The 24233-nt window shown below is 59.4% G+C and carries 27 protein-coding genes; 15 read left to right on the top strand and 12 right to left on the bottom strand.

Annotated features, from left to right (window positions below):
• Positions 1-36: 36 nt before the first annotated feature.
• The 4 genes from IEX36_RS06805 to IEX36_RS06790 form a co-directional block, all read right to left on the bottom strand.
• A complete protein-coding gene (locus IEX36_RS06805; RefSeq protein WP_263364948.1) occupies positions 37-1173 on the bottom strand; it encodes an acyltransferase family protein in 1137 nt (378 codons plus the stop codon).
• A gap of 234 nt (positions 1174-1407) precedes the next feature.
• The gene (locus tag IEX36_RS06800; protein WP_188758499.1) at positions 1408-2118 is read right to left on the bottom strand and encodes a hypothetical protein; all 711 of its coding nucleotides are present in this window, start codon (positions 2116-2118) and stop codon (positions 1408-1410) included.
• Positions 2119-2297: 179 nt separating this feature from the next.
• Positions 2298-3245, bottom strand: a complete 948-nt coding sequence (gene uppS, locus IEX36_RS06795; RefSeq protein ID WP_229668771.1) for an undecaprenyl pyrophosphate synthase — start codon at positions 3243-3245, stop codon at positions 2298-2300.
• A 169-nt stretch (positions 3246-3414) separates the two neighbouring features.
• Positions 3415-3948, bottom strand: a complete 534-nt coding sequence (locus tag IEX36_RS06790; protein ID WP_188758498.1) for a helix-turn-helix domain-containing protein — start codon at positions 3946-3948, stop codon at positions 3415-3417.
• Between the two features lie 309 nt (positions 3949-4257).
• On the opposite strand from IEX36_RS06790, the gene IEX36_RS06785 reads away from it, so the two are divergent.
• Positions 4258-4881, top strand: a complete 624-nt coding sequence (locus tag IEX36_RS06785) for an HD domain-containing protein (RefSeq protein ID WP_188758497.1) — start codon at positions 4258-4260, stop codon at positions 4879-4881.
• On the opposite strand, the gene IEX36_RS06780 is transcribed toward IEX36_RS06785, so the two are convergent.
• Together IEX36_RS06780 and pncA are read right to left on the bottom strand one after the other, a co-directional pair.
• The gene (locus tag IEX36_RS06780) at positions 4878-5225 is read right to left on the bottom strand and encodes a DUF3592 domain-containing protein (protein ID WP_188758496.1); all 348 of its coding nucleotides are present in this window, start codon (positions 5223-5225) and stop codon (positions 4878-4880) included. The two genes, IEX36_RS06785 and IEX36_RS06780, sit on opposite strands and share 4 nt — an antisense overlap.
• 13 nt (positions 5226-5238) lie before the next feature.
• Positions 5239-5883: a bifunctional nicotinamidase/pyrazinamidase gene (gene pncA / locus IEX36_RS06775; RefSeq protein ID WP_188758495.1), complete on the bottom strand. Its 645-nt coding sequence runs from the start codon at positions 5881-5883 to the stop codon at positions 5239-5241.
• Positions 5884-6410: 527 nt separating this feature from the next.
• Here pncA and IEX36_RS06770 point away from each other — a divergent pair.
• The 6 genes from IEX36_RS06770 to IEX36_RS06745 all read left to right on the top strand — a co-directional run bounded on the left by IEX36_RS06770 (position 6411) and on the right by IEX36_RS06745 (position 12335).
• Positions 6411-8156, top strand: coding sequence for an acyl-CoA carboxylase subunit beta (locus IEX36_RS06770; protein ID WP_373283031.1), 1746 nt, complete (start codon positions 6411-6413; stop codon positions 8154-8156).
• A 38-nt stretch (positions 8157-8194) separates the two neighbouring features.
• Positions 8195-9328, top strand: a complete 1134-nt coding sequence (locus IEX36_RS06765; protein ID WP_188758493.1) for a hypothetical protein — start codon at positions 8195-8197, stop codon at positions 9326-9328.
• A gap of 27 nt (positions 9329-9355) precedes the next feature.
• Positions 9356-10219, top strand: a complete 864-nt coding sequence (locus tag IEX36_RS06760; RefSeq protein WP_188758492.1) for a hydroxymethylglutaryl-CoA lyase — start codon at positions 9356-9358, stop codon at positions 10217-10219.
• 11 nt (positions 10220-10230) lie between these two features.
• Complete coding sequence (locus tag IEX36_RS06755) at positions 10231-11022, top strand: enoyl-CoA hydratase/isomerase family protein (RefSeq protein ID WP_229668770.1); 792 nt, start codon at positions 10231-10233, stop codon at positions 11020-11022.
• A 113-nt stretch (positions 11023-11135) separates the two neighbouring features.
• Positions 11136-11558: an acyl-CoA thioesterase gene (locus IEX36_RS06750; RefSeq protein ID WP_188758491.1), complete on the top strand. Its 423-nt coding sequence runs from the start codon at positions 11136-11138 to the stop codon at positions 11556-11558.
• 39 nt (positions 11559-11597) lie between these two features.
• Complete coding sequence (locus IEX36_RS06745) at positions 11598-12335, top strand: SDR family oxidoreductase (RefSeq protein WP_188758490.1); 738 nt, start codon at positions 11598-11600, stop codon at positions 12333-12335.
• Positions 12336-12454: 119 nt separating this feature from the next.
• Here IEX36_RS06745 and IEX36_RS06740 read toward each other — a convergent pair whose 3' ends face one another.
• The 3 genes from IEX36_RS06740 to cyaY form a co-directional block, all read right to left on the bottom strand.
• Positions 12455-12871 carry a cobalamin B12-binding domain-containing protein gene (locus IEX36_RS06740; protein WP_188758489.1) on the bottom strand — a complete coding sequence of 139 codons (417 nt, stop codon included), beginning with the start codon at positions 12869-12871 and terminating at the stop codon, positions 12455-12457.
• A 19-nt stretch (positions 12872-12890) separates the two neighbouring features.
• On the bottom strand, positions 12891-13679 hold the full coding sequence (locus IEX36_RS06735; RefSeq protein ID WP_188758488.1) for a glycosyltransferase family 2 protein: 789 nt from the start codon (positions 13677-13679) through the stop codon (positions 12891-12893).
• Positions 13680-13781: 102 nt separating this feature from the next.
• Positions 13782-14765 carry an iron donor protein CyaY gene (gene cyaY / locus IEX36_RS17655; RefSeq protein WP_308422282.1) on the bottom strand — a complete coding sequence of 328 codons (984 nt, stop codon included), beginning with the start codon at positions 14763-14765 and terminating at the stop codon, positions 13782-13784.
• Between the two features lie 366 nt (positions 14766-15131).
• Between cyaY and IEX36_RS06725 the strand changes: the two genes are divergently transcribed.
• The gene (locus tag IEX36_RS06725) at positions 15132-15311 is read left to right on the top strand and encodes a hypothetical protein (protein ID WP_188758487.1); all 180 of its coding nucleotides are present in this window, start codon (positions 15132-15134) and stop codon (positions 15309-15311) included.
• A gap of 369 nt (positions 15312-15680) precedes the next feature.
• Positions 15681-16193, top strand: a complete 513-nt coding sequence (locus tag IEX36_RS06720; RefSeq protein WP_188758486.1) for a hypothetical protein — start codon at positions 15681-15683, stop codon at positions 16191-16193.
• Positions 16194-16255: 62 nt separating this feature from the next.
• Here the strand turns inward: IEX36_RS06720 and IEX36_RS06715 are convergent, their stop codons facing one another.
• On the bottom strand, positions 16256-16678 hold the full coding sequence (locus tag IEX36_RS06715) for a VOC family protein (RefSeq protein ID WP_188758485.1): 423 nt from the start codon (positions 16676-16678) through the stop codon (positions 16256-16258).
• A 93-nt stretch (positions 16679-16771) separates the two neighbouring features.
• On the opposite strand from IEX36_RS06715, the gene IEX36_RS06710 reads away from it, so the two are divergent.
• Entirely contained in the window at positions 16772-18352 is a 1581-nt protein-coding gene (locus tag IEX36_RS06710; RefSeq protein WP_229668769.1) for a carboxylesterase/lipase family protein, read from the top strand.
• A gap of 2 nt (positions 18353-18354) precedes the next feature.
• Positions 18355-18774, top strand: a complete 420-nt coding sequence (locus tag IEX36_RS06705; protein ID WP_188758484.1) for a nuclear transport factor 2 family protein — start codon at positions 18355-18357, stop codon at positions 18772-18774.
• Here IEX36_RS06705 and IEX36_RS06700 read toward each other — a convergent pair.
• Together IEX36_RS06700 and IEX36_RS06695 are read right to left on the bottom strand one after the other, a co-directional pair.
• Entirely contained in the window at positions 18747-20129 is a 1383-nt protein-coding gene (locus tag IEX36_RS06700; protein WP_188758483.1) for an ATP-binding protein, read from the bottom strand. The two genes, IEX36_RS06705 and IEX36_RS06700, sit on opposite strands and share 28 nt — an antisense overlap.
• Positions 20107-20823, bottom strand: a complete 717-nt coding sequence (locus IEX36_RS06695; protein ID WP_188758482.1) for a response regulator transcription factor — start codon at positions 20821-20823, stop codon at positions 20107-20109. Before IEX36_RS06695 ends, IEX36_RS06700 begins: the two co-directional genes overlap by 23 nt.
• Before the next feature lie 202 nt (positions 20824-21025).
• Between IEX36_RS06695 and IEX36_RS06690 the strand changes: the two genes are divergently transcribed.
• From IEX36_RS06690 to IEX36_RS06675, 4 genes are all read left to right on the top strand, one after another.
• The gene (locus tag IEX36_RS06690; protein WP_188758481.1) at positions 21026-21457 is read left to right on the top strand and encodes a hypothetical protein; all 432 of its coding nucleotides are present in this window, start codon (positions 21026-21028) and stop codon (positions 21455-21457) included.
• A 102-nt stretch (positions 21458-21559) separates the two neighbouring features.
• Complete coding sequence (locus IEX36_RS06685; protein ID WP_188758480.1) at positions 21560-22042, top strand: Spy/CpxP family protein refolding chaperone; 483 nt, start codon at positions 21560-21562, stop codon at positions 22040-22042.
• Between the two features lie 21 nt (positions 22043-22063).
• A complete protein-coding gene (locus tag IEX36_RS06680; RefSeq protein ID WP_188758479.1) occupies positions 22064-22747 on the top strand; it encodes a hypothetical protein in 684 nt (227 codons plus the stop codon).
• Positions 22748-22907: 160 nt separating this feature from the next.
• Entirely contained in the window at positions 22908-24185 is a 1278-nt protein-coding gene (locus tag IEX36_RS06675) for a TIGR03435 family protein (RefSeq protein WP_188758478.1), read from the top strand.
• Positions 24186-24233: the final 48 nt, after the last annotated feature.

The following is a 24233-nucleotide window of genomic DNA, read 5'->3' as shown; positions in this document are numbered from 1 at the left end:
AATGTGCTGCGCCGCTACTTCAGTTGAGAGAGGTAATCAGTCTGTGGATGCGGTGGCCACCGGGATCAGGGTCACACGCTTTTTGCCAACGTTGCGGCTCATCGTTGTGAACGGCGCTTCGACCAACTTGAAGAATATCCAGGAGAGCAGGATAGATAGAGGAACGTAGATGAGAAAGAAGGACAGATGACTGATCCTGTTCTTCAGCATAGCTGTCATGGCAAACAGAACAGTTCCGTGTACCAGGTAGAGGCTGTAGGAAATCTTACCTAGAAAGGACGGGGTCCTGTGCAGCAGTGCATTGCGGACCACCGTGGAATTCAGTGCAAAGATCATTAGCCCCGCGGCGCCAAGGGAGATCACGATACTGCCCATGTTGGCGCTTGCGTGGCTTCCGCCCAGATACAAGGCGAGCACAAAGAGAGCGAAGAGAGCACGCTGCATGAAGCTGCGTGCGCAAAACCATTGGTGAATCGAGTCGAGGTGTTTGGCGAGCAGGATACCAAGCATGAAGATGCCCGCGTACTGGATGGTGTACATGCCCTGCTGGTAGTGGTGAATATTCCCGGCAAGCTCGCAGAGGATAATGACCAGGAAGACAAGGGACCGCCTTGTCCGGTTTACCAGCAAGAAGAGCAAGGGGAAGATGATCGAGATGCGCATTTCGTGCACCAGCGACCAGAAGGCGGTGTTGTACTGTTGGTCGTTGTATCTGCCGATGAACAGAACGTGCTGCACGACGGAGCGGAGATCGACCTGCTGGTACCAGGTGCCTGAGGCCCAGCCTGTGGTCCCGAACTGGTTGTGCCAGACTGCGCATCCGGCGAGTGAAAGCGCGAGCGCTCCCAGGTAGGGGCCGTAGATCCGCAGGACCCGGCGGGACAAAAACAGTGGGTAGGGTTGGTTGACACCCCGCAGAAAGGGCAGGCTGAGCACAAATCCGCTCAGGACGAAGAACAGCATGACGGATTCGCGGCCAGACACAAGTGGATGGAGCAGGATCGCAGCGAGGCCATTTCCGTTGATGATCTGCGGGTAGAACATTTGGCAATAGTGATGAAAGACAACAATGATGGCTGCGATTCCGCGCATCGAGTCAAGCTCGTGAAATCTTGGGGACCGGGTTGCTTCCTGATTCACGAACTTCTCCGTGGGCTTGAGCGGATGGGGCATCGAAGTTGTAGCCAAACATCAGGTGAATGCTCCCCTATCCTCGGAGCATATTGCCTTCGACTGCGGATAAGAGTGATCTGTAGTTGCGTGGCTAAATCTCTATTTGTAGCGTGGCGCAACACGCCATAGTGGCATTCTAAAACAGACCTGCGCTTAGAAGACGCCACACCGGGAAATCAATCCTGCGCGGAAGCATCCAATTGTGTACCGAGTCTGGATGCTTCCGCGGTGTTGCTAGATGGGGCATGCGGGTGCGGTGGGGCAAGTGGGCAGGGTGGGTGATGTGAGTGTCTGGTTCTGGTGCTCGTGTACGAGGTGGATGCCGACAACAGCCATGATGACGGCTCCCACAGCCCCCGCTACGAGCAGGCCGATCATTGCTTTTGAGTATGTGCTGGCGTTGGAACGGACGGCAGCTTGCTCGGTGGGACTGAGCTGCTCGCCGGTGAGCTGGCGGACGTGATCGACGAGCACAGCGATGGATTGGTCGAAGCCTTTGTCACGCGATTTTTGCAAGCCGCTGGCTCGGACGTTCGCGGAGGTGGTCCAAAGAATGGCATTCGATTGCGGATCGCGGATACGGAGGATAAGTTGCGGACTGCATCCTCCAGGGATGTCGTTGCCGGGCGACGCCGTGGCCGGAGCGATGCCTTGAATTTCGAAGATGAGGTCTGCTTGTGATGGGGATTGGACGATCTGGTAGCGGTTCCAATTTTCGAGCGCGCCGAGAAGCTGGGTGTAGGCGCGGTCGGGTCCGCCGGTGAAGGCGTTGAAGTAGGTGCTGCCACCAGCGTTGGAGAGAAAGATGGTATGGGCAGAGGTGATTTGCGGAGGTGTGAGTGAGGAAGCCGTGGAAGCGGTACTCTGTGCCTTGAGGAGCGTGGTGGTGTTCAGAAAGACCAGGGCAAGGGAGTAGCAGAATAGCTTACGGATAGTAGCGTGCATGATGCACTCTCCTTCTGGTTCGCAAGGACGAAAGAGAGGGCGGAAAAGTTGTCATTCTTAACCGGAAAAAGTCCTTGAATGACAACGTTTACGGTAACGTAAGGGCGTCGGCCGCATCGAAAAGCAAATTCCTCCCCCTTAGCAAAAGGATGATAACCATGATTGGTTTGCAAAGATGACTAGCGGCGGGAGAGTGCGTGGTCGGGTTTGGATTCGGACTGCGGTGTGAGGTGGTCTTTGATCTCTTCGGCGACTTCCTCGGCGGGCTCGAGGGTGTTGAGGTTCTCGTCGGTGAAGGTCTCGCTGAGACCGCCGAAACGGCGCTCACGATGTTGGTAGGCGTTGATGGCTTCGAGCAGATGGAGGCCGCGGAAGTCGGGCCAGAGGCGGTCGGTGATGAAGATCTCGGAGTAGGCGATCTGCCAGAGGAGGAAGTTGGAGATGCGCTGCTCGCCCGAGGTGCGGATGACGAGGTCGGGGTCGGGCATGTCGCGCGTGTAGAGCGCGCGGGCGATGGTGGACTCGTCGAGCGCTTCGAGTGCGCCGGCGCCGAGCAGGTCGTCGATTGAGCAGCCGCGGGTGTGGGCGTCGGTGGCGAGGTTGGTCAGGATGGAGCGGACGGCGTCGACGATCTCGGTGCGTGCGCCATAGTTGAGCGCGAGCGTGAGGGTGGTGCCGGTGTTTTTGGCGGTGGACTCCATCGCCCACTGCATGGTGTCCTGGACTTCCTGCGGGAGGTCGTGGGTGCGGCCGATGTAGGCCATGCGGACGTTGTTGTCGTTCATCCGCTTGACGTTGCCGATGAGGTAGCTCTTGAGCAGCTTCATCAGGAAGCTGACTTCGGACTTGGGGCGGCGCAGATTGTTTTCAAGTGAGAAGGCGTAGAGGGTGAGCCAGGGAAGGTTGATGCGCGAGGCGGTTTCGACGACGTACTGGACGGATTCGGCGCCCTTCTGGTGGCCGAGGAAGCGCTTGAGAGCGCGCTTGCCGGCCCAGCGGCCGTTGCCGTCCATGATGATGGCGATGTGTTTGGGAAGGCGCGCGGGGTCGAGCTGGCGATAGACGGACTGCTCCTCAGGGGAGAGCTCGTGGATGCGGCTTGGGAACTGTGGGGGAGATGACGCCAAAGCAACCTCGCAATCTTTGACGCTAGCACACTGAGATAGCGTGTGCAATGAAAGCCTGGAGATGGAGGGGTTAGCGTGCGCTGAAAGCATGCGTGTGGAGCGGAGAGGAGAGCGCATGCACTGTGGAGGCGCTCTCCCTGGAGGTCTTCGGTTCGGTTACGGCTATGCTTTATGCTGAACGGCGGCGACCGGCGGCTAGCTCGCGGACGTGGTTCAGGAAGATTGACCGCTGGAGCTCGTCGAGCTGCGATGTGTACATCGCGATCTCGGCGAGGAAGGGGTCGGCCATGAGCACAGCGGTCTCGTCCTGACGGCGCGTCTTGGAGTCGCGGAGCAGGGTGGAGATGTCCACCTGGAGCGCTTTGGCCAGACGGTCGAGCGAGGAGAGCGTCGGCATGGCTTTGCCGTTCTCGATCTTCGAGATGTAGGTGCGCGGGACGTTCATGCGCGCGGCGAGCTGGCGCTGCGAGAGATTGCGAACGTGACGCAGATCACGCACAGCGGTGGCGACCTGGAGGCCGTCAGTGGACGTGGACGATTGGGGAACGACGGCCAGTGGGGCCGGTGCGGGCTCGGGGACTTCGACCTCGAGCGATTGGTGGCAGCGGCGGCAAAGTGCGTTCGACGTTCGGAACTGCACCAGGCTGCAATGGTCGCAACGCAGTACCTCGCGCTGCTCGACGGGTGCCATCATGGTTGCCATAAGTTGTCTTGTTGCGGGCGGACCCAGAGCAAGGACCGCAGCACATGTCCGATAACGGAGCAGTGATGTGCCTAGAGTGACACCGGGTTCCTTTGGAGTCAAGAGGAAAGCCGTTAATTAAGGGTAGAATGCCTGAAAAAACCGGAGAGGAACCAAGGTAGTAACTTGTTTTGAGGGGCGGAGTAGGGTTGCTTGCTGAACTTGAGCAATCTTGCGGACAATCAAACCGCAGATCCCTTCGACTTTATTTGGCGCAAAAGCGCGCCAAATTCCGCTCAGGATGACACGCTGTTTTGTGCGAGGAAAAAGATGGCTGATGGATTTTCGCGGGATAGGGCGCTGGCTTTGCTGCGGGAGTGGACTGAAGGGGAGTCGCTGCGCAAGCATGGCATGGCGGTGTCGGTTTGCGTGGAGGCGTATGGCTTGCGCGAGGCTGAGCGGCTTGGTCTGAGCGGCGACGATGCGGCGAGGTTTGCGGAGATGTACGCCTGTGCGGGGTTGGTTCATGACATGGACTATGAGAAGCACCCGACGGTGGAGGAGCATCCGTTTGTTGGTGTGGCTCGGCTGCGGGAGCTTGGGTGGCCGGAGGCTGTGATCCATGCTGTGCTGGCTCATGCGGATTATTCAGGCGTGGCGCGGGAGTCGCATCTGGACAAGGCGCTGTTTGCTTGCGATGAACTGGCCGGATTCCTGACGGCTTGTGCGCTGGTGAAGCCTTCGCGGTCTATTAAGGATGTTGAGGTTGCGGGCGTGAAGAAGAAGATGAAGGACAAGGCGTTCGCGAGGGCGGTGAAGCGGGAGGATATTACGGATGGGGCCGCGCTGCTTGGGGTGAGCGTGGACGAGCATGTGGGGAATTGTCTGCGGGCGATGCAGGAGCGGGCGGTGTGGCTGGGGCTGGCTGGGAGTGCCGCTGCAATCGACGGTTAGCTGCATCCGCGCAGAAGGGCGAGCCAGAGAAGCGAGAGGACGATGGAGCCGATGACGCCGATGGCGAACAGTGATGTCTTCGTGACGGGAGTAGCGGCGGTTTTGCTGTTTTCTTGCGGGGCGAGCGGGTTATAGGCGATGGGGAAGGTTGCGCCTTGCTCAATATAGGTGGGGGATGTGAATTCGCCGGTGTAGGTCTGGCCGTGGGCGCGGTAGCTGAAGGCGATGCGGAAGTGTTTGCTGCGGGGGATGCCGAAGGCAAGGGCTTGTCCCGCTCCGAACTCATACTTGCAGGCGGTGACTTTGGCTTGGGTTTCGAGCCAGGGGATCTTTGGCGGCTTCATCGGGCGAGGGGCCTCATTGGGTGAGAATCTCGGAAGATGGAATGCGCTGGATATTGCTTGCGGCGAGGGCGGCGTTGGTTTCGGCCACGCTGCCGGGGAGGTTGACGGGGCGGGTGGCGTCTTCGATGACGATGGTCTCGAAGCCGAGGGCGTGGCCGTCGATGGCGGAGTAGCGGACGCAGAAGTCGTAGGCCAAGCCGGTGAGGAAGAGGCGTTTGAGACCGCGTTCGTGGAGGTATCCAGCGAGGCCCGTCGGGGTGGTGTGGTCGTTTTCGAGGAAGGCTGAGTAGCTGTCGATGTGTCGGCGGAAGCCTTTGCGGAGGATCAGTTCGGCGTGGGGGGTTTCGAGCGCCGGGTGCAGGGCCGCGCCTTCGGAGTGCTGGAGGCAGTGTTCGGGCCACAGCGTTTGGGGGCCGTAGGGGACTTCGATGACTTCGTAGGGCTGCTTGCCCTGGGTTGTGGCGAAGGAGATGTGGCCCGCCGGGTGCCAGTCCTGCGTGAGGATGACGTGGTCGAATTTTTGCGCGAGGGCGTTGATGATGGGGACGACCTGGTCGCCGTCTTTGACTGCGAGCGCGTCTCCGATGCCGTTCGCGGCAGGGCAGAAGTCGTTCTGGACGTCGATGACGAGGAGCGCGTCGGTGGGTTGGAGGGTCATTTGGATGCTTTCAGGCGTTCGCTCAAGATGGTGACGAGATCCTTTGCTTGGCGCTGGAATTGGTTTTGCAGAGATAAAAGATAGCGATTAGGAGAAGGCCCGTCCGAATCAAACCCTCTATCGAATAAAGCGAGGTGAGAAGATCACCATTTGTGAGCGGTTCTCCGAAAAATGTGTGAATTTTTAGAGACGGACTGCGCACCATTTTCCGTATCAGGATGTGATCGAGCTGACCCGTCACAATTGGCCAGATGATGACTGCGAGACCTAGCCAGATAAAACCCCAATCACGAGTCCGGAGATACTTAAATACCAAACTTGCGCCAAGAGCAAGATAAGACACCACAGCCAAAGAAAATAAGAACAAGTTGAGATACATGTTTTCCTCGCGAAATGATCATAGCGTGCGATCTCGATCTTCCGGCAGCTTTTGTAAGCGGGTCGGCTATGTCGACTTAGCATTGATATGCACCGATATTGCAGAGATGCTATGCTGACACGTTTTGCGGGGTGTTATGGCGGATGGCGTGAAGTTGGAGAATGGGTTGGCGTCGAAGGTGGATGTGAAGGCGGCGCGGTTTGGGGCGAATCGTGACGCGCTCGCGGTTTTGATGGCGGCGCTTGCGAAACAGGAGAGTGAGATTCGGCTGGGTGGTGGGGCGAAGGCTGCGGAGGCTCAGCGGGCCAAGGGACGGTTGACCGTGCGGGAGCGGCTGAAGCTGCTGCTTGATGACGGCTTGGAGCTGATGGAGCTGGGGCTTTGGGCGGCGCATGGGATGTATGAGGAGTATGGTGGCGCTCCGGCGGCGGGAGTGGTGACGGGGCTGGGGCGCGTGTTCGGGCGGCTGTGCATGATTATTGCCAACGACGCGACGGTGAAGGCGGGCGCGTTTTTTCCGATGACGGCGAAGAAGGTGATTCGCGCGCAGACGATTGCGCTGGAGAACCGGATTCCTACGCTGTATCTGGTCGACTCGGCGGGGGTGTTTCTGCCGCTGCAGGAGGATGTGTTTCCTGACCAGGATGACTTTGGGCGCGTGTTTCGCAACAACGCCGTGATGAGCTCGCTGGGCGTGCCGCAGATGACAGCGATTATGGGGATGTGCGTGGCCGGCGGCGCGTATCTGCCGGTGATGACCGATACGGTGCTGATGACGGAGGGTTCGGGATTGTTTCTGGCGGGGCCTTCGCTGGTGCAGGCTGCGATTGGGCAGAAGACGGGCGCGGAGGAGTTAGGTGGGGCTTCGATGCACGCGGAGATTTCGGGGACGGTGGATTTTAAGGAGCCGAATGATGAGGCTTGCATTGTGCGGCTGCGGTCGCTGGTGGGGAAGATTGGGGAGCGGATTTCGGGAGTTGGGTCTCAGGTCTCAGGTGTCAGGTCTCAGGTATCGGGTGAGGTGTTTTCGAGGGTTCCGTTTGATGCGGCCAAGGATGCGCCGAAGTTTGCGGCGGAGGATTTGTATGGGTTGATTGATCCTGATCCGGCGCGGGCGGCGACGAATACGTATGACATGCGCGAGGTGATTGCGCGGATTGTGGACTGCTCGGAGTTTGATGAGTACAAGGCGGAGTTTGGCCGGACGGTGCTGTGCGGCTATGCGCGGATTGGCGGGCGTGCTGTGGGGATTGTGGCCAACCAGAAGGTGCATCAGCAGCAGACGGCGCTTGATGGCACGAAGCGGATGGAGGTCGGCGGGGTCATCTATACGGAGTCGGCACAGAAGGCGGCGCGGTTCATTATGGATTGCAACCAGGCGCTGGTGCCGCTGGTGTTTCTGCATGACGTGAATGGGTTCATGGTGGGCAAGGACGCGGAGTGGAGTGGGATTATTCGCGCGGGAGCGAAGATGGTGTCGGCTGTCTCGACCAGCGTGGTGCCGAAGATTACGGTGATCGTCGGCGGCAGCTTTGGCGCGGGGCACTATGCGATGTGCGGCAAGGCGTATGATCCGCGGTTTGTGTTTGCGTGGCCGACGGCGCGGTATGCGGTGATGAGCGGGGCTTCGGCGGCGACGACGCTGGTTGAGGTGCGGGTGAAGCAGTTAGAGCGCTCGGGTAAGAAGCTCGACGACGCGGAGAAGAAGGCTATCTTCGATGAGATCAAGGCGACGTATGATGCGCAGGCCGATCCTCGGTACGGCGCGGCGAGGTTGTGGGTGGATGCGATTATTGATCCGGCGAAGACGCGCGAGGTGTTGATGACTGCGCTGGAGGCTTGTGCGCTGAATACTGAGGTGCCGAAGTTTAATCCGGGGGTCTTGCAGACGTAGGTCTTTGTCGTTCTGCGGAAGTTATTGAAGGAGCGTCGATGGGTGGAAGTGTGAAAGCTTTGGCGTTATGGGCCGCCGTCTTGTTTTGCGCGGCTGGGATTTCATGCGCGCAGGATGCGGCGTCTGCGTGGGTTGGGGAGTGGGGTGCGTTTCAGGCGGCTTCAATGAATGGCACGCGATATAGCGGTGCGGGGTTGTCGATTTCAAATTGTGCGGCAGGGCGGTGCGAGTTTGCGATTCAGGTGATGAAGAGTGACGGCGGAAATGGAGGGGCGAAGGGATTTCTCGCCTTGCAGTCGCCGACGATGGCGGTTGCGCACCTGGTGTCGTTTGGTGAGGAGCATTGCACGCTTCAGTTAGCACTGAGTGCTGCTGCGCCTGAGATCGAGGTGCGGCCGGGCGGCGGTGATTGCAGCTACTATCAGACGCCAGGTGTGAAGTTTGAAGGGAAGTTTCCGCTGCACAGCCGCGTCCATTATGTGGACGATGAGATTGCGTCGTGCTTTGCTGCGGCTTCTAAGGTGAAGCTGGCTCTGTGCCGGAATGAGCAGCTTAGCAAGCAAAAGACCCAGTGGATGATTCAGTACCTGCAGGTGCAGGAGTTGAGTGATGTGTCTGCGGCAGAGGAGTTGAACCGCGAGGGCGTGGCGGAGGCTGCGTTATTTGCTGGGTGTGAACATGCAGCGGTGGTGGATGGCTGTTTGCGCGATGCGTTCTCGAAATCGCAGCGAGAGCTTGAGGCACGGATGCAGGCCTGGCATGATACGGTGACGGAGCCGGGCGATCCGGTGGTGGCTGCGGTGAAGGCGAAGGAGATTGCAGGGCGCTATCGCAGGCGATTTGCGAATGGCGATGTGACGGGAGACCACTTTACTTCAATCGACAAGATGACGATTACGGCACTTGCGAACGCGGTTGATTTCGATCTGCACCTGGAGTTTTACAACGGACACGAGTGCAGTCTTAAGGGCAAGGCAACGTATGCGCGCGCGGGGTCGTTTGTTTATCTGCAGAAGTCGGATGACGCGCAGGAACCGGAGTGTGTGTTTGAGATTGTTCCGGAGAAGAATGGGGTGAAGCTGAAGGACAAGACTGGCGGTTGCAAGATGATGAGTTGCGGCGAGCGTGGCGGGTATGGTGGCGAGGGATTTACCTTCAAAGAGCGATACTGAAGTTGTTTTTGTTGGGAAGGAGAAGGAGTGGTCAAGATCATCGAATGCCCGCGGGATGCGTGGCAGGGGCTGCCTAAGAATATGCCTGCCGAGATCAAGGCGGACTATCTGCGGGTGTTGATTGCGGCGGGGTTCAAGCATATTGATGCGGTGAGCTTTGTTTCGCGGACGGCGGTGCCGCAGATGGCGGACTCGGAGCTGGTGCTTGAGTATCTCGATCCTCCCGATGATGTCGAGATCATCGGCATTGTGGTGAATGAGAAGGGCGCTGAGCGGGCGGTGAAGACCGGCAGCGTGCAGACGCTGGGGTTTCCTTATTCGGTGTCGGCGGAGTTTTTAAAGCGCAATCAGAACCAGACGCCTGAGGAGTCGCTGGATGAGCTGGAGAAGATTGGCACGATGGCGTATAAGGCTGGGTTGGATGTGGTGGCGTATATCTCGATGGCATTCGGCAACCCGTATGGCGAGGCGTGGGACATTGATGAGGTGGTCTCGGCATGTGACCTGCTGGCCGACAATGGCGTGAAGCAGATTTCGCTGGCCGACACCGTGGGGCTGGCTACTCCGAAGCAGGTAGCTGATTTGGTGGCCGATGTGATGGCTGTGCACGATGAGCTGGAGGTTGGTGTGCATCTTCATGCGCGGCCGGATGGTGCGGCCGCTTTGATCGCGTCGGCGTATGGCGCCGGGTGCAGACGGTTCGATGCGGCGATTGGCGGGCTGGGCGGGTGTCCGTTTGCGCAGGATGCGCTGGTGGGGAATGTGCCGACGGAGTTGTTAATTGCTGAGCTGAAGGCGCTGGGCGCCGAGCTGGAGCCGTTGAGACCGCTGGATGGTTTGATTGCGGCGAGCGAGGAGATTGCGCGGAAGTATGGGGAGCGGGTGCAATAGATAGTTGCTGGTTGGGGGTTCGTTTGGATTACTCGACGATTCTGGTTGCGGAAGAGGATGGGGTTCGGACGATTACGCTGAATCGTCCGGAGCGGCGCAATGCGATGACGCCTGCGATGCAGGATGAGCTGCTTGCTGCGATGGATGAGGCGGCGGTGAGTGATTGTCGCGTGGTTGTGTTTGCCGGCGCGGGCGAGGCTTTTTGTTCGGGGCTTGATCTGAGTGCATTGCAGGCGATGAATGATAGGTCGGACGCGGAACATAGCGCTGATGCGGAGCGGGTGGCGCGGCTGTTTCGCTCGCTGTATGAGTTGCCGAAGCCAACGATTGCGATGGTGCATGGTGCAGCGGTTGCCGGAGGAACGGGGCTGGCGACGATCTGCGACTTCACGCTGGCTGTGCCTGGGGCGAAGTTTGGATATACCGAGGTGAGGATCGGATTTGTGCCGGCGCTGGTGTCGGCATTCCTGACGCTGCAGGTTGGAGAGAAGCGTGCGCGGGACCTGCTGCTGACGGGGAGGTTGTTTTCTGCTGAAGAGGCGCATCGTGTGGGGTTGGTGAATGAGGTCGTGCAGCCGGAGAATCTGCGGGCGCGTGTGGTGGAACTGGCTGACGCGCTGAAGCTAAACAGTCCGGCTTCGATGGCAGCGACGAAGCGGTTGTTGGCAGCGCAGAACAAGGCCTGGCTCGACCGGGCGATTGAGCTGGCGATGGCGGCGAATGCGGATTCGCGTGGGACGGCGGATTTTCGCGAGGGTGTGGCGGCGTTTCTGGAGAAGCGCAAGCCGGTGTGGAAAGGCTGACCACGGATTGCACGGATCAGCACGGATTTAGATCGTCGTCGTTTCCGTCTCTCATCCGTGCAAATCCGCGTCGATCCGCGGTCGCTTTTTGGGGTCTTCGATAGACTGTGTGGATGAGCCATAAGAAGCATGTTTGCGAGACGCGGGTGCGTGTGCGCTATGCGGAGACGGACCAGATGGGCGTCGTGTATCACGCGAACTATCTGGTGTGGTTTGAGGTAGGCCGGGTGGAGTTTATCCGGCAACTGGGGCTGGATTACAAGTCGATGGAGCAGGATGACGGCTGCGGCATCGCCGTGGTGCAGGTGGAGGCGCGGTATCGTGCGCCTGCCCGGTATGACGATGAGCTGGTGATTGAGACGCGGCTTGTGGCTGCGCGCGGGCCGGTGGTGCGGTTTGGCTATCGGATTCTGCGCGCGAAGGATGGCGCGCTGCTTTGCGAGGGTGAGTCGGGCCATGTGGTTGTGGGCAAGGACATGAAGCGGGCAAAACTTCCTCAGCGGTATGCGGAACGTTTTGCTGAGTGTCTCATCTAAACATTCGTGCGGTTTGCACAGACTACGAGGTGAAATGCGATGAGTGCTGTGAAGAAGGTTGCGCTGATTACGGGCGCGAACAGAGGGCTTGGACTGGAGACGGCGCGGCAGCTGGGCAAGCAGGGCATCACTGTGCTGCTGGGTGCGCGTGATTTGGCCAAAAGTGAGACTGCTGCGGCTGCGTTGAAAAAGGAAGGTATCGACGCGCGTGCGGTGAAGCTGGATGTGGGTAATGCTGCTGATTACGCGGCTGTGGCTGCGCAGATTGAGAAGGAGTTTGGCCGGCTCGACATTCTGGTGAATAACGCGGGAATCTTTCTGGACTCGCGCGGTCCGAACGAGACGAGCAAGACTTCGCAGGAGATTCTGCACAAGACGTTCGATACGAATTTCTTTGACGTGGTGGCGCTGACGCAGGCGCTGCTGCCGCTCGTGAAGAAGAGCGCGGCGGGGCGGATTGTGAACCTGTCTAGCATTCTGGGTTCGCTTACGCTTCATGCGACGAAGGGATCGTATGTCTACGATGCGAAGACGTTTGCGTATAACGCATCGAAGGCCGCGCTGAATTCGTTCACGATTCATCTGGCGCATGAGTTGGCAGGGACGAAGATCAAGGTGAACTCGGCGCATCCGGGCTGGGTGAAGACAGACATGGGCGGTGAGGGCGCGCAGATGGAGATCGTCGATGGGGTGAAGACCAGCGTGGAGCTGGCTACGCTGCCGGAGGATGGGCCGACGGGCGGGTACTTCCACATGGGAAAATCCTTGCCTTGGTAAAGGGAGGCTTAACACCGATTTGCACCGATAACACCGATATGAATACGACCGCGCGTCGTATTGGGTATTGGGATGGTTTGATCGGCGCTATTTGAGAAGATCGGTGTTGTGTCGATTGCTTACAGCGCGAGCTTGCGGGGCTTTATATTTTCGCGGATGAAGTGGATGGTGGTTTCAAGCGGCGTTCCTGGACCGAAGATGGCTCGGACGCCGCTTTGCTTGAGTGCGGGGATGTCTTCTTCAGGGATGGTACCGCCGAGGATGACGAGGATGTCGTCGGCGTGTTGGGCTTTGAGTAGATCGAGAATGCGAGGCACGATGACGTTGTGCGCGCCGGACAGGATTGACAGGCCGATGCAGTCTACGTCTTCCTGAATGGCTGCGGAGACGATCATCTCGGGTGTCTGGCGGAGACCGGTGTAGATGACCTCCATCCCGGCGTCGCGCAGTGCGCGGGCGATGACTTTCGCGCCGCGGTCGTGACCGTCGAGGCCGGGCTTGGCGACGAGGACGCGGATGGGAGCGGTGGTTGGCACGCGGCAAGTATACGCGGCACTAGCGCTTGCGCGCGGCGTTCCAGGCCTTGGCGTATTTCCAGCTTGTGTAGGTGGAGTGGTAGGCGTGCAGCAGTAGGCCCTCGCGGCCGTCGAGGAAGCCGAGGCGGAAGAAGAAATTCCAGATGAAGGTAAGCTGCGGGACGACGCGCATGTTGAAGAAGAATGCGGGCCAGGAGCGGCTGGTCGTGCCTTTGGCGACCAGGATTTCTGCGCCCAGTGTGCTGTAGCGGTCCATGTGCTCGATGTAGCCTTCGATGGTGGGATAGGCATGGTGGATGAGGTCGTGGTTCAGGGTTTCGAGGCGGCCGTCGAAGGCGATGGTCTCGTGGACGGGGCGGTCGGTGAAGCGGGTGGCGGGGGCGAAGTTGGCGGAGTGGTTGCGGAAGAGGCGCAGCTTGGGGTCGGGGTAGTAGCCGCCACGCTTGATCCAGCGGCCAAGGAAGAGGTTGCGTCGGCGGAGCATGTAGGCGTCGGCGGAGGGATTGCCGGGTAGGAGCAGGCGGATCTCGTTTTGGAGCTCGGGCGTGAGTTCTTCGTCGGCGTCGAGCGAGAGTACCCAGGTACCGGTGCACTTTTCGATGGCGGAGTTTTTCTGTGCGGCGAAGCCCTTCCAGGATTCGGAGAAGACCTTGACGTGGGGGAAGGAGTGCGCGATCTCGAGTGTGCGGTCGGAGGAACCAGAGTCGACGATGATGACCTCATCGGCGAAGGCGACGCTCGAAAGTGTTCGGGCGAGGTTGGCCTCTTCGTTGAGCGTGATGATGGCTACGGAGAGCGTGACTGGCATGAACGTCGACTACCTCGGCCCTGGGTCTGAGTCAGTTCAGGGAAAGTTTAGCAGCAGATATCCGGTTTTCTGTGATTCGGTTGAATGATTTTGTGGCGGGGTTCAGGGCAGGGTGATGGCGTCGTCGCCGAGATGTTCGCGGAGCAGGCGTTGGGTGAGCGGCTTGAGGGCTTCGCCGGTCCTGGGGAGGGTGAAGGCGTTGGCGGACTCGTTCCACTCGAGCTTGAAGCTGGTGGCCTGAGCGGAGATCCAGATCTGGCGGATAGGGGTGTTGGGGGTGATGACGAACTTGCTGGAGCCGTTCTCGAAGACGATGTTCATGACGCCGTTGTTGTCTTCGAACTCGAAGCCGGGGTCGTCGTCTTCGGCGGCGATGATGGATTGCTTGAGGGACTCGAGAGCCTGGTCGGAGACGCGGCGGAAGGTTGCTTCATCGATCATGGGTCTAGTGTAGCCGGAGGCGTCGTTTTGCGGTGTGTGGGGGCCTACCCGGGTGGAAGTGTGCAAAGTCTTCGGGTGATGGTGGTTAAGTCTGGACTCGGTTGCATGGATGGCTGGGATGACTTCGTGTGTGTCGGGTTCGACGTTGAGGTGTTTGGCGAGGGATTCGATGAGTCCTGCGGCGGTGGTGCGGGTGATGGGGTGGAGTTGGGGTGGGAAGGCTTCGTCGGTGGATGCGGTTTCTTCTGCTTCGGTTGGAGGTTCTATTTTTGCCGGCTCGGGTGCGGGTTCGATCTGTGGTTGTGGGCGGCGGCTGCGGGTGATGTTGACGGAGGCGATCTGGAGGCCGAAGAGGATGAGTCCGGCGCGGCGCGGGTCGATGTCGTTGAAGGCGACGGAGGTGAGGACTTTGCCGAGGGCGTTCTGGATGTCGGCGCGGGTGCGCGGCTCGGGGATGGAGAGGCCGTGGCGGCGAGCGTAGCGGGCCTGGGGGTTGGGAGCGGGCTTGCGGGACTCGTGGTGATAGTAGCAGTGCTGCTGGTTGCGCAGGGCGGGGCTGCCGCAGCGGTGTCCGTCGATGAAGATGTGGTGGCAGCGGAAGTGTTCGGGGACTTCGCGGCGGGATTCGGTGGTCTCTTCGTGCATGGCTGCTCCTTAAATGCGGAAGCCCGGCTGGGAGCCGGGCTTTTTGATCTCTGTATTTAAGTTTATGGGATGGAGCAAAACTAAACCGCCAAGTTGGCGAGGAAAATTTTTGTGGTGGAAGTGGTTTGATTGGTTTGGGTTGGTGGGTTTTTCGCTTGGTTGGTGTGGGGTTTGAGGGCTTGACAGGAATTTGTGGTCGTTTCGCCCTGCGGGCTTCACTCCGTTCCCTTCGGCTTTGCTCAGGCAGAGCGGTGACGCCTGCGACTTGGCGAAGGATGGGGCACCCGAGTTTTTTGTGGTGGGATGAGGGCGGTAGGGCAGCCGAGAAGAAGGCATATCCCAGGGGCTGAAGCCCCCCTTTTTTTTGTGGCTGGTGTTGCCCGGACTGAAGTCCGGGCCTATCTCAGGAGCAACGACAAGGGCAACAGCAACGACAACAGCAACGATAACAACAACAGCAACGATAACAACAACAGCAACGACAACAGCAACAGCAACGACAATCCGAGCGATGAGGGTATTTTGAACTTTCTTCGAAATTTATGAGGCGGGCTTTCAGCCCTTTGATTTCTACCTACTCTTTACCTGGGGCTACGCCCCAGGCTGGTATGAGGCGGGCCTTTGGCCCTTGGTTTGGTGGCGGTGCTTCAGTGTGTTGCTTCCTTGCTGGGTCGTGGCGGGGTGAGCGAAATGCGGGGGTTCTTCGCTGCGCTCAGAATGACAGCGGGAAAAACGAAGGAGAAATTCAGGGGGCCTCTCTGACGTGCATGAGGTGGGTGTGGGGAAAGCGGATTCGCGCTTTGCGCGAATTACCCAGGTCTCAGAAGCGAGACCTGGGACATCCGGCTCCTGGCATGGTTTGGGGATTATCGTTGGTTCATATTTTTAAGCTAGGGTGGGTTGCGGGAAGGGATGATGCTTCGATTCGATATGGGCGCTTTTTATCGGGCTGTGGATGAGCATCGGCAGAGGCGCGGGTTGAATTGGGTCGAGCTGGCGGCTGAGGTAAATCGGCCTTTTGAGGGCAATACTTCAATTCCGATCCATGCGGCGACAATACGCGATATGCCGAAGAAGCGGTCGGTGACGAGCGCTGTGGTGTTGCAGGTTTTGCGCTGGATGGAGGCTGCTCCGGAGGATTTTCTTGATGGCGCAGATCGAGAGCCGATGGAGGGTGAGCGGCTTCCGGAGGCGGGTCCGAGGGAGATTCTGCGGTTCGATACGGGGGCGTTGCATGCGGCGCTCGATCGACGGCGCAGAGAACGCGCGATGACGTGGAGGCAGGTGGCCGAGGAGCTGCCGGGATTTACGGCGACGATGTTGACGAATCTTGCCGGCGGGCCGCTGATTGGGTTTCCGCGTGTGATGACGCTGACGCAGTGGCTGGGATTACCGGCGGCGAAGTTTGTGCGGGCCTGTCTGCACTGAGCGCGAATTTTTCATGTCTAAGAAGCGAGACATGGGGAAACCAGGCGTGGTGGGTCGAGATGCTATAGATTTTCTGCGGTGCCGCCCCAGTCCTGGGGATGGACGTCGGCTACGGATTGGGAGAAGGTCCAGGCGTATCCGGCGAAGTCGGTTGCGTTGTATTGGCGCTCGCCGTAAGGGTGGGTGGTGGGTTCCTGTGTGATTTGCGCTCCGTGGGCGCGGGCGTGGGCGCAGTGGGCGTCGGCGTCGTCGACGCGGATGGTGATGGAGCAGCCGACGCCGAGTGGGGCATTGAACTCGTTGGCGCGGAGCTCGCGCACGGTGAGGGCACCGTCGCCGACGTTGAGTTGCACGCGGTGATCGCCGATGCGGAGACGCACGGTGAATCCGAAGGCGGCAGAGAGCCATGCGGCTGCCTGGTGGACGTTGGAGTAGGCGAGGACGGGTATGACGGTGGCGCGTTGGATGGACTTGTTGTTGAGCATGGGTCTCCGCTTCAGCCATTATGCGCGAATTGTGGCTTGAGGTTGTGCGCGCGACGTCGATCGTTCTTGACTCCGATGGAGTGGAGCATTATTGTGATCGCGACCCAAGAGGACATGATGATCCGTAAAAGCTCGCCTATTTGCCTGCTTCTCGTTTGCTTCTTTGCCCAGTTTGCGTATGCACAAGCGGCTGCGCCCAAAGTGAAGACTACGCAGGGAGAAGCTGCGGGGAAGTGGATTCATGATGGAAAAGAGAAGGCTTTCTTTGGCTTGCCTTATGCTGCGCCGCCTACGGGCGATCTGCGGTGGAAGGCTCCTGAGCCGCCGGCGAAGTGGAGTGGTGTTCGCGACGCTACGAAGTTTGGCAATCGGTGCGAGCAATGGCATGTATGGGATGACTATATCTTTACGGACGCGGGGCCTTCGGAGGACTGTCTGTACCTGAATGTCTACGAACCTGCTGCGGCAAAGCGGGGTGGCAAACTTCCGGTGATGGTTTGGATTCATGGCGGCGGTTTTCTTGCGGGGGCTGGTTCGGAGCCGCGCTATACCAATCCCGCGCTGGTGGCGAAAGGCGTGATCGTTGTGACGCTGAATTATCGCTTGAATGTCTTTGGCTTTCTCGCCAGTGAAGACCTGGCCAAAGAACAAGGCGGGCATGCGGGCAACTATGGCTTGATGGATATTGTTGCCGCGCTGCGGTGGGTGAAGGCCAACATTGGGGCCTTTGGAGGTGATGCGAATAATGTCACCATCTTTGGAGAAAGCGCGGGCTCGTTTGCTGTGAGCGCGCTGAGTGTTGCGCCCTCGGCGCGTGGGCTGTTTCAGAAGGAGATTGGAGAAAGCGGGGCTTTTTTCGGCAGCGTCATTCCGATGACCTCGGCCAGTGAACGCGCGAAGCGGGATCAGGCGTTTGTGACTTCGCTGGGCGCTACCAGCCTGGAAGAGTTGCGCGCGATGCCGGCCGATAAAATTCTCGACGCTGCGAAGAAGCAGCGAGGGATTGGATTCTCGGCTGTAGTCGATGGGTCGTTTCTGCCGGAGTCTCTGCCGGATGCTTATGCTGCCGGTCGCGAAGCGCATGTGCCGTCCATCATCGGCTGGAACCGCGATGAGCGCGCTGGTGTGCTTTCGAAGGGAATGACCGCTGAAAAATGGAAGGCCTTCGCCAAAGAGCACTATGGCGATAAGGCTGACGAGTTCCTTGCAGCTTTTCCGGGGAATATCGATGAGCAGGCTGTGCGCTCTGCGGATGACTTCACGACTAACGGCTTCATTGCGATGGGTGCGTGGAGGTGGGTGGAGGGCCAGAGCAAGACGGGGCAGGCTCCGGTCTATCGTTATCGGTTCGATCGTCCCGCGCCGGCAGAGCCGCTTCACCCCACGGGCAAGTATGCGTTTCACTCGACTGAGTTGGAGTATGTGTTTGGGACACTCGATGTTCGTCATGGAGCTACATGGCAACCGGCTGACCGCAAGCTAAGCGATGAGGTCATCACCTATTGGACTAACTTCGCGCGGACGGGCGATCCCAACGGTGGTGGTTTGCCGCAGTGGCCGCGTTATGACAAGGAGAAGATGGTGATTCATCTCGATGATCCGATTACGGTCACACTGGACACGACTCGTGCCGAGTTTGAATTTATGGCGAATGAGCCGCCGCTGAGACGCTAGCGATGGACGAGCGACAAAAGAAGGACTGCGAGTCGGAAGTGCGGGACCATGCAATCCGTGTGGCGTTGGATCGGCACTGGGCGGCGTCGGATGCTAATGATTTTGAAACGGAGCATCTCATCTATCTCGAAGATGCGGTGCTTGAATATCCGCAATCGGGCGAGCGAACGCGCGGTCGATCCAACATACAGAGTCAGCGGGCCAGTCAGCCGAGCAAGAAGCGGTTTTCTATCCGGCGCATCGTTGGAAGCGGTGATCTTTGGGTCACCGAATTTGTGCTGACCTATGACGGCAAGCCGTCGTACACGGTGAGCATTATGGAGTTCAAGGGCGATAAGGTTGCGCGGGAGACGCAGTACTTTGCGGACCCATTTGTGGCCCCTGCATTCCGCGCTCAATGGGTCGAGCGGATGGACGGCTGAGGAAGAACGATTTCGATCTTTAGCCCGTGAGGTGCGGCGTTTTCGGCGCGGATCGTTCCTCCGTGGAGACGGACGACGCGGTCGGCGATTGCCAGGCCGAGGCCGGTGCCGCCTGACTGTCGGTCGCGGGCGCCGGTGACGCGATAGAACGGCCGGAAGATGTTTTGCAGTTCGGAGTCGGGTACGCCTGGGCCGTGGTCGCGGACGGCGAGGCGGACACTGGCTCCGGCGGGTAAGGTTTCGCGGGTCAGGCTTACTTCGACGGAGGTTCCGTTGTCCGTGTAACGCATCGCATTGCGCACGACGTTTTCGATGGCGCTGTGCAGGAGCTCCGCGCTGCCGTGCACGATGCAGGGCATGGCCGAGGTGAGAGTGATGCTGGCGTTCTGCTCCTGCGACTCGAATTCGGCGTTGCGGGTGATCTGTGAGAGAAGGTCTGCGAGATCGACATCGGCCATGGGGACCTGCGGAGCAGAGACATCGAGCTTCGCGATGGTCAGCAATCGTCCGATCATTTCGTCGAGAAGCTTGAGGTCTTCCTGCATGTGCTCGAAGGCGGGATCGTTGCCTTTCCTTTGGAGGCCCAGGTCGAGTGCGACGTTGAGTCGCGCCAGCGGAGATCGGAGCTCGTGAGAGACATCGGAGATGAGTTGACGTTGCCGCGAGACGAGCTCTTCAATTCTGGACGCCATTGCATTGAAATCGCGGACGAGGTCGCCGATTTCGTCCTGGCGTCGCGCGAGGTCCGGGCCGGCGCGGGCGCTGAGATCACCGGCAGCCAGCATCTGCGACATTTCGCGGAGGCGCAGAATCGGCGAGGTGAGATAGCGCGTGAGGAGTGAGCAGATGAGTCCGGAGACGAGAAGAGCGATGCCCCACTGCAGAACGACCGCGTCGCGGTTGATGCCAAGGGCTGCGCGAGGGCCTGCGGGAAGTTCGGTTGCGAAGATGTAATCGCGTCCGCTGGGGCCGCTGAGCCTTATTGCGACCCGCGCAATGCCGTACTTCATGTTGAAGTCCGACTTGCTGGAGACCTGCACATGCGTCGCCATACCTTGGAAAGAGCGGCAGCTGCTTCCGGCAATGACGTTTCCCGCGGCGTCGAAGAGACAGGCCGTCATGTGCGTCGCGTGGTCGATTTGAGTGAGGTACACGGATGCAGCGGCGGGGCCGTCGCGCTCGGCTGTTTCCACTGCGATGGCGCCGGAGTAGCTGGCGGTGTCGATGAGTGATGCGTGCCATCGTGAAGGCACACTGCGAGGCTCGACGATGAAGGTGAGGATGAGCGCAACGCCGGTGGCGATGACGGTTGCCCAAAACCAGGCGAAGATTTTAAGGAAGAGGTTGCGCATCATCGGCGTCCTTTGTGTTGGGTCGCGAAACGAAGAGATAACCGCTGCCTCGGACGGCTTTGATCCGCTGGCTGTCCTGCACTGCGGCAAGCTTCTTGCGCAGATTGCTGACGTGAACGTCGATGACTCGATCGAAAGGCCCGAGCTTTCTGCCGAGGACCGCCTGGGTGAGCTGCTCGCGGGAGAGGATGCGGCCGGGGTCGCGCATGAATGCTTCAAGCAAGGCGAATTCGACGCTGGTCAGATGGAGTGGCGCGTTTTCTAACCAGGCTTCGCGGATGGCTGGATCGATGCGGATATCACCTACGGCGAAGGGGCCGGCGGAGGCTTCGGTGCGGCTGGTTCGCCTCAGGATGGCACGGATGCGGGCGATGAGTTCGCGGGGGTTAAAGGGTTTGGGGACATAGTCGTCGGCCCCCATCTCGAGGCCGAGAATGCGGTCGGAGTCTTCGCCGCGCGCGGTGAGGATGAGCACTGGAGCAGGCGAGACTTTGCGCAGGCGGCGCAGCACGTCGAGGCCGCCCATGCCCGGCAACATGAGATCGAGCACGACGAGGGCATATTCCGTCGCGAGGGCGCGCTCCAGGCCGCGTGCACCGTCGTGCACCGTCTCGATGGCGAAGCCTTCGGTGGCCAGACGTTCGGCCAGAAGGTTGCAGAGTTGAACGTCATCGTCGACGAGGAGAACCCGGTCCATAGTTTTCCGCCACCCGCCTGCCGATTCGATAGTAGACGATTCGCTACCGGGTGCGATCGGTCTTTACACAACTTTACTTTGCTTAACCAAGCCATACCGCACGGTGCTGCTGGTGCTGCTGAAATCGAAATTGTGATGAATGAGTTCATCATGAGCGGGGCTTCGATGAAAGACACAGGCGCTCGCTCGAAGGAGGAGAAGTATGAAGCGAATTATGTCTGTGATGATCAAACCGCTGCTCGTGATTTTGATCGGCGGAGCTTTCGCAACGAGTGTGCAGGCGCAGAGCGCGCATGCGATGACGGTCAGCATTCCGTTCCAATTCACTGTCGGTACGCGGAGCATTGCACCGGGAACTTACCGGTTCAATCTGGAGCCGGACTCATTCGAGCTCTCCATAATCAATACAAAGAATGGGCATGCGGAGTTGTTTGCGGTGCTTCCTGAGCAGGAGCGAACACTCAGGCCGCTCGGGCATCTTGTTTTTGAGAAGCGGGAAGACGATCGCGTTCTGAACGAGGTTCATTTTTCGGGGACCGACATGTTCATCGAGGTGGTCCAGCCGCACGGTGCTCGAAGGGTCATGGCGAAGCGATCGTTGCCGAGCGATTCGGTGTCGGTGGCGCAACGCTGAGCGATCTGTCGACGGGTTGGGGCTCGCATGGTTCTTTCCTGGAGTGAGCCCCTGACTTCCATCTTTAACGCTCGTTCCAATTGCAGGGTGAGAGGTATTTGTATGAAGCGATTCACACTATGGGCCACCGTGGCGGTGGTGGTTGGGCTGATGGCGTTCGTCATTGTGCGTGCGGACGCGCGAGGGCGGAGTGGCTGGTGCGGGCACGGATGGCATCGCCCGGGACCCGGGAACTATGTGGCTCACGCATTGAATCTGAGTGATGCGCAGAGGACGCAGATCAAAACAATCTGGCAGGCAGAGCGGCCGACCGTATCGGCGCGGGTTCAGGAACTCCTTGCGGAAAACAAGGAGATGAACGCGCTGGCTGCCGAGGAAAATCCGGACCAGAGCAAAGTCGAAGCGGTTGCGAATCGTCAGGCCAGCACGATTGCGGCGCTGCTGATGGAGAAAGAGAAGATGCAATCGAAGATATACGGCACGGTCCTGAATCCTGATCAGCGCGTGAAGGCTGATGAGCTTGAGAAGAGATGGGAGTCCCGGCTGGACCGCGTCGCCAACCACCTTGCAACACAACCCAAGTGAAGACGTTCGGGAGGAAATACGATGTATCTTCAACGCCATGCCAAGGCCGTTCTTCTCACGCTTACGGTGATGTATGTCGTTCTGCTGAAAGCCGGGGGGTCGAATGTAAGCGTCGCTTTCCACGTGCCACATGATGGAGCGGTCGCGGTTGCTTTTGTGGCACAGCACAGCTGGGCGATCCGGTGGGGATCGTTTTGCGAATTCGTGTCTGCGATTCCGTTGGGTATCTTCATGGCCCTTAGCGTCGGGCTTTTGCGATCTTCAGGTGCGCGTTCGGGTGGCGAACAGATTGCGGCCCTGGGCGGGATCGCTGCTCCGATGATGCTGGTTGGCTCCGCTTTGGCGACGTGGTCGCTGACCAGGCCGGGTGTGGCTGCGGCAACGGGCGCCGTTGTAGCGCTGCAGTCGCTGGGGTTCGATGGGGGAGGTCCCGGCTTCGCGGTGTTTCTTGGGTTGTTTGTCGCCGGAGTATCGGTGGCGGCGGGCAAGCTGTTGCCGCGATGGCTGATGGGGCTGGGTATTGTGGTTGCGGCCGCGGGTGTGCTCTCTGCGCTGACACTGATGAATTTCACTGCGGGCTATTTCATTCCTGTGGCGCGGTTTCTGAGTATTGTGTGGATGGTTGGCTTCGCGCTCAAATTGCCGGCTGCTGTGCCGTTGAGTGAGGACAGGCGTGCGGCACTCGCGGGGGAACCGGGATATTGACCCGTCGCTGGAGTTGCCGAGTGGAGGATTGGCAAAGCGGTTCGCGCGAATGTGAGTTACCCAGGTCTCAGAAACGAGACCTGGGGCGCCCGCACGCATTTTGGGTTTGCCATCAACAAACTAATGTAGTAGATATTATGACAACTGTAGGAGTATGCCGATGAGCTGCGTCTCCGGAGTGACGGGATCGAATCTGAAGAAGCGCATCGTCCGGATTGTGGCGGAGCAGGTGCGGTTCAAGCTGGATGTCTGGCGCAAGCTGCTGCTGTGTGCGGCTGCGGTGTTCGTGGTGATGTTGCCTGTGGGGGTGGGGTTGGCCCATGCTGCGCAGGACCAGATGATGGTCGCGCGGGGTAACGGGATTGAGGGTTCGTGGCAAGGCACGCTGGAGGGACCGAACGGCGGCCGGCGCATCGTGGTGCAGATCGGCAGGAATGACGCGGGCGCGTTGCGTGTGATCGTGTTTCGGCTGGATATGAATGGCCCGATGGGCGTGCCGCGATTTGCGGCTTCGGATGTGAGCTTTGTCGGCGATGAGCTGAAGTTTTCGCTGGTGTTCGGGAACTCGAGCTACGACGGGAAGATGAACAGCCAGCATGATTCGATCAGCGGCTCCTGGACTGGACAACAGGGAACAGAACGGCTGGTGCTGGAGCGCGCTACTCCGGATACGGCGTGGACCATTCCGCAGGCTCCGCGCATGAAGCCGATGGCGGCGGACGCGAATCCGGGTATCGAGGTGGCGACGATCAAGCCGAGCAAGGCGGCCGGACATATGATGTTTCAGATCTCCGGCGATCGGCTCCTCATATCGAGTATGTCGCTTCAGGATTTGGTGATGTTTGCCTACGATCTGGAGCCTAAGCAGATGGTGAACGCGCCTTCGTGGTCCGGCTCGGACAGGTACGACATTGAGATTCAGCCCGATCAGCCGGGCTCGCCGAGCAAGGAGCAGTGGAATGGCATTTTGCGGAAGCTGCTCGCCGAGCGGTTTCAACTGAAGTTTCACACGGAGCAGAAAGTGCTGTCGGCGTACATTCTGACGGTGGCCAAGGGCGGCCCGAAGATGACGAGGAGCGATGTTCAGAAGCTGGGTGGGCGCGGAGGGCCGGAAGGAGCCATGATGAGGCCGGGCAGGCTGAATGCGCAGGGTATGTCCATGGCTGACTTTGTTCATACGCTGCGCAGGATATTCGACCGCCCGGTGGTCGATCAGACTGGCCTGTCGGGTCTGTGGGATTTGAATCTGAAGTGGACGCCGGACGAGACGCAGACGGGCATGATGAGCGGACCTCAGCCGGTCGCGGAGGACTCCGCCGATGCGCCGCCGCCGTTGTTCACGGCGCTGGAGGAACAGCTTGGGTTGAAGCTGGAGTCGGGCAAGACGCAGGTGCCGGTGTTCGTGTTCGATAGCGTGGAGAAGCCTTCGGCGAATTGATGGGGCTTCGCGCGGCTTGCTTTTGGCACGGCTGAAGCCGTGCCCTTC

It is taken from the genome of Edaphobacter acidisoli, assembly GCF_014642855.1.
GTDB classification, from domain to species: domain Bacteria; phylum Acidobacteriota; class Terriglobia; order Terriglobales; family Acidobacteriaceae; genus Edaphobacter; species Edaphobacter acidisoli.
This window is presented reverse-complemented; position numbering and strand designations above follow the sequence as displayed.

What these genes read in the sequence shown, in the direction of transcription:
- IEX36_RS06750 (WP_188758491.1), top strand. Translation starts at nt 11,136, where the DNA reads ATGAGCCATAAGAAGCATGTTTGCGAGACGCGGGTGCGTGTGCGCTAT.
- IEX36_RS06800 (WP_188758499.1), bottom strand. Translation starts at nt 2,118, where the DNA reads ATGCACGCTACTATCCGTAAGCTATTCTGCTACTCCCTTGCCCTGGTC.
- IEX36_RS06705 (WP_188758484.1), top strand. Translation starts at nt 18,355, where the DNA reads ATGGACGAGCGACAAAAGAAGGACTGCGAGTCGGAAGTGCGGGACCAT.
- IEX36_RS06715 (WP_188758485.1), bottom strand. Translation starts at nt 16,678, where the DNA reads ATGCTCAACAACAAGTCCATCCAACGCGCCACCGTCATACCCGTCCTC.
- pncA (WP_188758495.1), bottom strand. Translation starts at nt 5,883, where the DNA reads ATGACCCTCCAACCCACCGACGCGCTCCTCGTCATCGACGTCCAGAAC.
- IEX36_RS06685 (WP_188758480.1), top strand. Translation starts at nt 21,560, where the DNA reads ATGAAGCGATTCACACTATGGGCCACCGTGGCGGTGGTGGTTGGGCTG.
- IEX36_RS06720 (WP_188758486.1), top strand. Translation starts at nt 15,681, where the DNA reads ATGCTTCGATTCGATATGGGCGCTTTTTATCGGGCTGTGGATGAGCAT.
- IEX36_RS06805 (WP_263364948.1), bottom strand. Translation starts at nt 1,173, where the DNA reads ATGCCCCATCCGCTCAAGCCCACGGAGAAGTTCGTGAATCAGGAAGCA.
- IEX36_RS06680 (WP_188758479.1), top strand. Translation starts at nt 22,064, where the DNA reads ATGTATCTTCAACGCCATGCCAAGGCCGTTCTTCTCACGCTTACGGTG.
- IEX36_RS06780 (WP_188758496.1), bottom strand. Translation starts at nt 5,225, where the DNA reads ATGAAGCCGCCAAAGATCCCCTGGCTCGAAACCCAAGCCAAAGTCACC.
- IEX36_RS06735 (WP_188758488.1), bottom strand. Translation starts at nt 13,679, where the DNA reads ATGCCAGTCACGCTCTCCGTAGCCATCATCACGCTCAACGAAGAGGCC.
- cyaY (WP_308422282.1), bottom strand. Translation starts at nt 14,765, where the DNA reads ATGCACGAAGAGACCACCGAATCCCGCCGCGAAGTCCCCGAACACTTC.
- IEX36_RS06695 (WP_188758482.1), bottom strand. Translation starts at nt 20,823, where the DNA reads ATGGACCGGGTTCTCCTCGTCGACGATGACGTTCAACTCTGCAACCTT.
- IEX36_RS06790 (WP_188758498.1), bottom strand. Translation starts at nt 3,948, where the DNA reads ATGGCAACCATGATGGCACCCGTCGAGCAGCGCGAGGTACTGCGTTGC.
- IEX36_RS06690 (WP_188758481.1), top strand. Translation starts at nt 21,026, where the DNA reads ATGAAGCGAATTATGTCTGTGATGATCAAACCGCTGCTCGTGATTTTG.
- IEX36_RS06700 (WP_188758483.1), bottom strand. Translation starts at nt 20,129, where the DNA reads ATGATGCGCAACCTCTTCCTTAAAATCTTCGCCTGGTTTTGGGCAACC.
- IEX36_RS06765 (WP_188758493.1), top strand. Translation starts at nt 8,195, where the DNA reads ATGGGTGGAAGTGTGAAAGCTTTGGCGTTATGGGCCGCCGTCTTGTTT.
- IEX36_RS06675 (WP_188758478.1), top strand. Translation starts at nt 22,908, where the DNA reads ATGAGCTGCGTCTCCGGAGTGACGGGATCGAATCTGAAGAAGCGCATC.
- IEX36_RS06785 (WP_188758497.1), top strand. Translation starts at nt 4,258, where the DNA reads ATGGCTGATGGATTTTCGCGGGATAGGGCGCTGGCTTTGCTGCGGGAG.
- IEX36_RS06745 (WP_188758490.1), top strand. Translation starts at nt 11,598, where the DNA reads ATGAGTGCTGTGAAGAAGGTTGCGCTGATTACGGGCGCGAACAGAGGG.